Here is a 6489-nt window from a genome sequence, read left to right on the forward strand (position 1 = left end):
CCGACCATCCAACACATCCACCAACGTCAAACCCCCCACCACCACCCCCACACCATCCCAACCACCCACCACCAACCCACGCTCACCCGCAACAAACACGTCGACCTCGCCGACCGTTGTGTCTGCGTCCTCTGCGATGGCGGTGAGAATCCGCGCCAAACGCTGTGCGAAGGTGTCGACCGCTGCGCGTTCGAAGGCTGCAGGCTGGTATCGCAGACTCAGGTGCAAAGCGGGCTCGGCGATCGAAAGCAGGGTGAGTGGGTAGTGCGTGGCATCGCGGGCGTCCACAGTGGTGACTCGCATCCCGGCGATGTCGGCGTTCTCATCCATCCCCGAAGCGTCGACGGGATAAGACTCGAAGACCGAGAGCGTGTCGAACAGGTTGCCCATCCCTACCCGTGCCTGAATCGAGCCGAGCCCGACATAGTGATGCTCGAGCAGTGATACCTGCTCGTCCTGTAGTCGAGCGAGCAACTGGGTCCACGTCTCGTCCGGATCCAGTTGCACACGTACGGGCAACGTGTTGATCAGCAGTCCCACCATGTTTTCCACACCAGGTAGTTCGGGTGTGCGTCCCGAGACCGTGGCGCCGAAGATTACGTCTTCGCGGGAAAGCAATCGGGACAACAGCACACCCCACGCGGCTTGGACCACCGTGTTCATCGTGATCCCGCTGCGCTGGACCAGTGCACTGAGTCCGTCGAGTACCGGTTCAGGCAGATCGACGATTTCTTCCTCGGGCACGCCCTGCTCCACGTTCGGTGCTGGATCTGCCAACAGGGTCGGCTCCTCGACGCCCCGCATGGCGTCTTCCCATACCGCGAGCGAGGTGTCGGGATCGCGGTCCGCCAACCACTCCAGATAGGTGCGGTACGACGGGGACTCGGGAAGATCGGGCGGAACTCTGTCGACCGGGAGACCGTCGGCGGCGTATCGCATCAGCAGTTCCCGTACCAACAGTGGCATCGACCAACCGTCGAGAACAATGTGATGGTTTGTCACCGCCAGTACGCACCGCGTCGCGGTGGTTCGCAGCAACGTCAGCCGCAGCAGTGGCGGCGAGGCCAGGTCGAAGGGGGCTCTGCGATCCTCGTCGAGGCACCGCCGTAGCTCTGCTTCGGTAGCCGATCCTTGTTCGGTGAGGTCTACTTCGCTCCATGGAATCTCCGCGTCGTCGACGATCAACTGCGCTGGTACACCGTTACTGTCGTAGACGAACGCCGCCCGCAGATTCGGGTGGTCGACCAACAGTCCGGCAGCAGCGCCGCGCACACGCTCGGAATCAACCACTCCTTCGAGTTCGACACACAGTTGAGCTGTGTAGACATCGGTGGACGTTGCCGCCAGTGAAGCATGGAACATCAACCCCGCCTGAAGAGGCGACACCGACCAGACATCGTTCAATGCCGGGTAATCCCCCTCCCAACCTTCGATCTGTTGCTGGTCGACCGAGACCAGCGGGATGTCCGACGGTGTGAGACCACCCGCACCGGGTCGCGACGCATGAGCGGCCAGACCATCGAGCGCGAGGCGCCAGAGGTCCGCGAACTCCGCGACGTCCGACTCGTCGAGTACCCCGCGTGGAAAGGCAAACGACGCTGTCAAGCACGGGCCGTCGGGACCGTCCTCGACGGCCGCGTTGATGTCGATCACCGACGCCACCGGCATGGAACGATTCTGTGTTCCACCGAGTTTTCGATTGCCTCCGACCGGCAGCCAGTCCTGCGCTCCGTCGGAGGTGCTCACCCGACCCAGATAATTGAAACTGATTTGAGGAGAACGGTATCGGCTGAGGTTCTCCGCGTCTTCGGACAGGTACCGCAGCATGCCGTATCCGATTCCGTGGTCCGGGATCGCACGCACGTGCTCCTTGACGACCTTGACGGCGCGCCCCGCTTCACCTCCACCTGCCAGTGCGTCGTCGACATCGATCCCGCCAAGATCCAATCGCACCGGGAAGAGCGTGGTGAACCAACCGACGGTGCGAGAGAGATCTGCGCCGGGAACGGCATCTTCTTCACGTCCGTGGCCTTCGAGACTGATCAGCGCGTCGGAGGTATCGATACCCCGGCGTCGTCGCCACCCGATTGCTGCCAGCGCAACAGCCGTGAGGAGACCGTCGATCACGCCGGCGTGGAATGCCGCAGGAACTGTGGTGAGAAGGCTCCTGGTCACGTGAGACGTGATGTCCACTGTGACGGTGTCGACCGTGTCGTCGACGTCGATCGTTGGATCGAGTGGGCGCGAACCGATCAACGGGTCATCGCCGTCCAGGATCGTTTTCCACATGTCCAGTTCGACGCTCCGGTCGCCCACGTGCTCGACAAGCCCATGCGCCCATCGCCGGAACGACGTTCCGATCTGTGGCAGTTCGGGCGTGACACCGGACCGCAGTTGCGCTGTCATCGACGCCAGGTCTGTGACGAGAATGCGCCAGGAGACGCCGTCGACAACCAGGTGATGAATCACCAGCAGTAGCCGGCCCCGCTTGTTCGGCACATCGGGATTGTCAGCAACGTCGAACCAGACAACGCGAACCACGTCGGCGGAAGCAGGATCCAAGCTGTCAGCCGCGGCTTCGAGTTCCCTCGACACCAAGGCTGTGAAGTTGTCGTCGTCCACCGCGTCGACCCTCACACGACGGATCAGTCCTTCAGCCGAGATCGAGCCGGGCGGTGGAACTTCCATGACCCGCTCACGCTCGACCAGGCGTGCTCGGAGCATGTCGTGCCGGTCCAGCAGCGCCTGGACGATACGGACAAGGACGTTCTGGGTGAGATCACCGGGAGCTGTCAGCAAGAGCGCCTGGGAGAACCGGCTCAGTTCGCCGAACAAGCCGCCGCTGCGATCGAGCATCCACTGTGCCACCGGCGTCAACGGAACAGTACCGATGCCCGATCCGGGCAGCTCCGCGAGAAGTTCCGATCCGTCGTGCTCGAATTTCGCCGACTCGGCAAGCGCGGCAACAGATTTACGAACGAACACATCTCGAGGCGAGAAGATCACACCTGCATCGCGAGCCCGGGCCACCAATTGGATGGACATGATGCTGTCGCCACCGAGCTCGAAGAACGAATCGTGCACTCCTACTGTTTCCACGCTGAGCACCTGCGCGAACAGGCCGGCGAGTAGATTCTCGGTTTCCGTTCGGGGTGGCCGATCAGGTGAGGAGGCGGACGAAAAATCGGGCGCGGGAAGCGCTGCGCGGTCAAGTTTTCCGTGAACCGTCAGTGGAAGCGCATCGAGTATCACCAGGGCCACAGGCACCATGTACGACGGCAGCCGCTTGCCGGCATGCGCGAGGACGTCACGCGTATCGATATTCGCTTCCCGATCAGGTACCACGTAGCCGATCAACCGATCGCTACCGTCTCCGTTCCAGACGTCCGTCACCGCCTGGGTCACGCGCGGGTGCGACTGCAATGCCGCTTCGACTTCCCCGAGTTCAATGCGGTACCCACGGATCTTCACCTGGGAATCCGTGCGCCCGAGGTACTCCAGCTGTCCGTCAGTAGTCCAGCGCACTCGATCGCCCGTGCGGTAGATCCGGGTTCCCGGCGGACCGAACGGATCAGCGACAAACTGCGTGGACGTCAGTGCGGAACGCCGGTGATAGCCGCGTGCCAAAGCCGGCCCGGCAAGATACAACTCCCCGGCGACACCTACCGGCACCGGGCGAAGCCGCGAATCCAGCACTACCTCGGCAAATCCCCGAGTTGGTGCACCGATGGTGACCGTTTCGTCAGGCGTCAGAGCTGCACTGATACTCGACACCACCGTCGCCTCGGTCGGGCCGTAGGCGTTGAACATTCTTCTGCCCGACGCCCAGCGGGTCACCAATTCCGATGGACACGCCTCTCCGCCGGTGACGACGCATCCGACTGTGGTGAGGCCGTCGGGATCGACGGACGCCAGTGCCGCCGGAGTGACAAAACAATGAGTGACGCGCTCGCGCTCCAGTAACTCCGCCAGCTCCGACCCGCCGTAGACGGTCGGGGGCACGACCACCATGGTGGCTCCGGCACCAACGGCCCACAAGAGTTCGAGAACCGAGGCGTCGAAACTCGGCGAAGCGAAGTGCAGGATTCTGGATCGAGTCGTGGCAGCAAAAGTCTCGCGCTCGTCGCGAGCAAAGTTGCTCAACCCGCGATGCGTGACCGTCACACCCTTGGGCGTTCCTGTAGATCCCGACGTGTAGATCACGTAGGCCGGATTGTCGGTTCGAATCCGTGTCGTCCGATCCGCGTCGGTGATTCTCGACGGCGAGTACGTCGACAACCGTTCCGCCACTATCTCGTCGTCGAGAACCACCCACGGCACTCGGTCGGCGAGCACACCGCGATGCGCCCTGATGGTCATTCCCCAGGCTGCGCCGGAGTCGCCCAACATGTACTCGATACGTTCAGAAGGATGACTCGGGTCCACGGGAAGGAATGCCGCACCGGTCTTGGCAACGGACCACACTGCCAGAACGGACTCGACGGAACGTGGGACGCACAGCGCGACCATCGACTCGGGGCCCACTCCGGATTCGATCAGCATGCGGGCCAACCGGTTCGACTGCGCGTCGAGTTCGCGGTAGGTCACTTCATGCTTCTCGAATATCAGTGCGACGGCGTCGGGATCGTGGGCGGTTGCCATATCTGTTGCTGCAGTGAGCAACGCCGATAAACTCTGTGCCGCGGCGGAAACCTCACCTCGAACAGGAACCAGTTCGATGTGCTCACGGGTGTCGAGGATGTCGATATCTCCGATCCACGAGTGCGGATCGGAGGTCACGCTCTCGAGTATCCGCTGCAAGCGACCGGCAAAGGACCCTACTGTTCTCTCGTCGAAAATATCTGTGGCATATCCGAATTCAGCGTGGATGCCGCCCGGTTCGCCGGTATCGTCGAAGGTCTGCGATACCGTCAACTGCAGATCGAAGTTGATGGTGTCGATCGCGACGCCGACGTCGGTCACCTGCAGGTTGGGGAGTTCAAGTCCGGGCCGCTCGATGTCTTGGAACTCCAGCATGACTTGAAACAGGGGCGAGTATGCCGTCGAACGTGAAGGATTCACGTTCTCGACGACTCGTTCGAACGGCACGTCGGCGTGAGTGAAGGCGCTCAGATCGATGCCTCGGACCAGGTCGAGGAACTCCCCGAAACTCGTCCCGCGGTCTACTGCAGTGCGCAAGACCAATGTATTGACGAACATCCCCACCAGTTCGTCGAGTTCTCGCTCCCCACGCCCGGCGATCGGAGTTCCGACGGCGACGTCGGCGGTATCACTCAGTCGTGCCAACATCACAGCCAGGGCTGCGTGCACGACCATGAAGATCGTGGCGTTGTGCTGGCGGGCAAGGCCGATCAGACCGGCATGAATCTCCGAATTCACCACGAACCGAACCCGCCCGCGTCGAAGCGAGCGCACATCACCGCGCGGTCGATCGGTGGGAATGTCGAGAACCTCCGGTGCGCCGGCAAGATTGTCGACCCAATAGCCGAGTTGTGTCGAGACCAAAGACTGCTCGTCGGATTCCGAGCCCAACCAATCACGTTGCCACAACGCATAGTCGGCGTACTGGATCGCCAGCGGCGCCCACTCAGGCGCTTCTCCCTTCACTCGGGAGGCGTAGGCGCTCATCAGATCGCGAGCCAGCGGCGCGGTGGAGAAGCCGTCTGCGGCGATGTGGTGTACCACGATCACCAGGACATGCGTCGGGACTTGATCACCCCCACGTAACAGAGATGCGCGCAACGGGACCTGCCGTGCGACATCGAAGCCCTCCGAGACAAGGCTGCGGCACCTCTCGCGCAGTTCCTCCTCGCCCGGCACAATTGTCGGTACGAGGTTTGATAGGACCTGTGAGGAAGACACGATCACTTGACGTGGGCCGGCGTCAGTGAGCGGGAAAATTGTGCGTAGAGACTCGTGCCGGTCGACGACGTCGCCAAATGCCGCGTGAAGTGCGCTGACATCCAATTTGCCGTCCAGCCGTAACGCACACGCGATGTTGTACGCGGCGGAATCAGGGTCGAACTGATTGGCAAACCACATCCTCAGCTGCGCAGGTGAAAGCGGGATATCCGTGGTCGCACCCCGCGGTCTCAACGGCGGCTTGACTCCGACGCCGCCACCGGCGTCCCCTCCGCGTGACTGCGCCAACTCGGCCAGCGCTGCCACGGTGGACGCGTCGAAAACGTCGCGGATACTGATCCGTTCTCCGAGAACCGAATTCACCCGTGCAACCAACCGCGTCGCACCGAGAGAGTTACCACCGAGAGCAAAGAAATCATCGCGCACACCGACCCTCGATATTCCCAGTAACTCGCCGAAAACGATGGCAACGGTCTCCTCGAAGGGCGTACGCGGTGCAACATAGTGAAGCGGAGGAGGATCAAAGTCGATATCCGGTAGGGCTTTACGGTCCAACTTCCCATGCACCGTCACCGGCAACCCATCCAACACCACCACCACCGACGGCACCATGAACCCCGGAAGAGA

General features: G+C 62.2%; 1 protein-coding gene. It reads right to left on the reverse strand.

Annotation, left to right across the window (positions count from 1 at the left end; translation table 11 throughout):
- Nucleotides 1-6489, reverse strand: a 6489-nt coding sequence (locus ACFWEM_RS34050; protein ID WP_378540080.1) for an amino acid adenylation domain-containing protein, incomplete at both ends; no start/stop codon positions are given.

It is taken from the genome of Rhodococcus sp. NPDC060176 (genome assembly GCF_042728675.1).
Taxonomy (GTDB): domain Bacteria; phylum Actinomycetota; class Actinomycetes; order Mycobacteriales; family Mycobacteriaceae; genus Rhodococcus_F.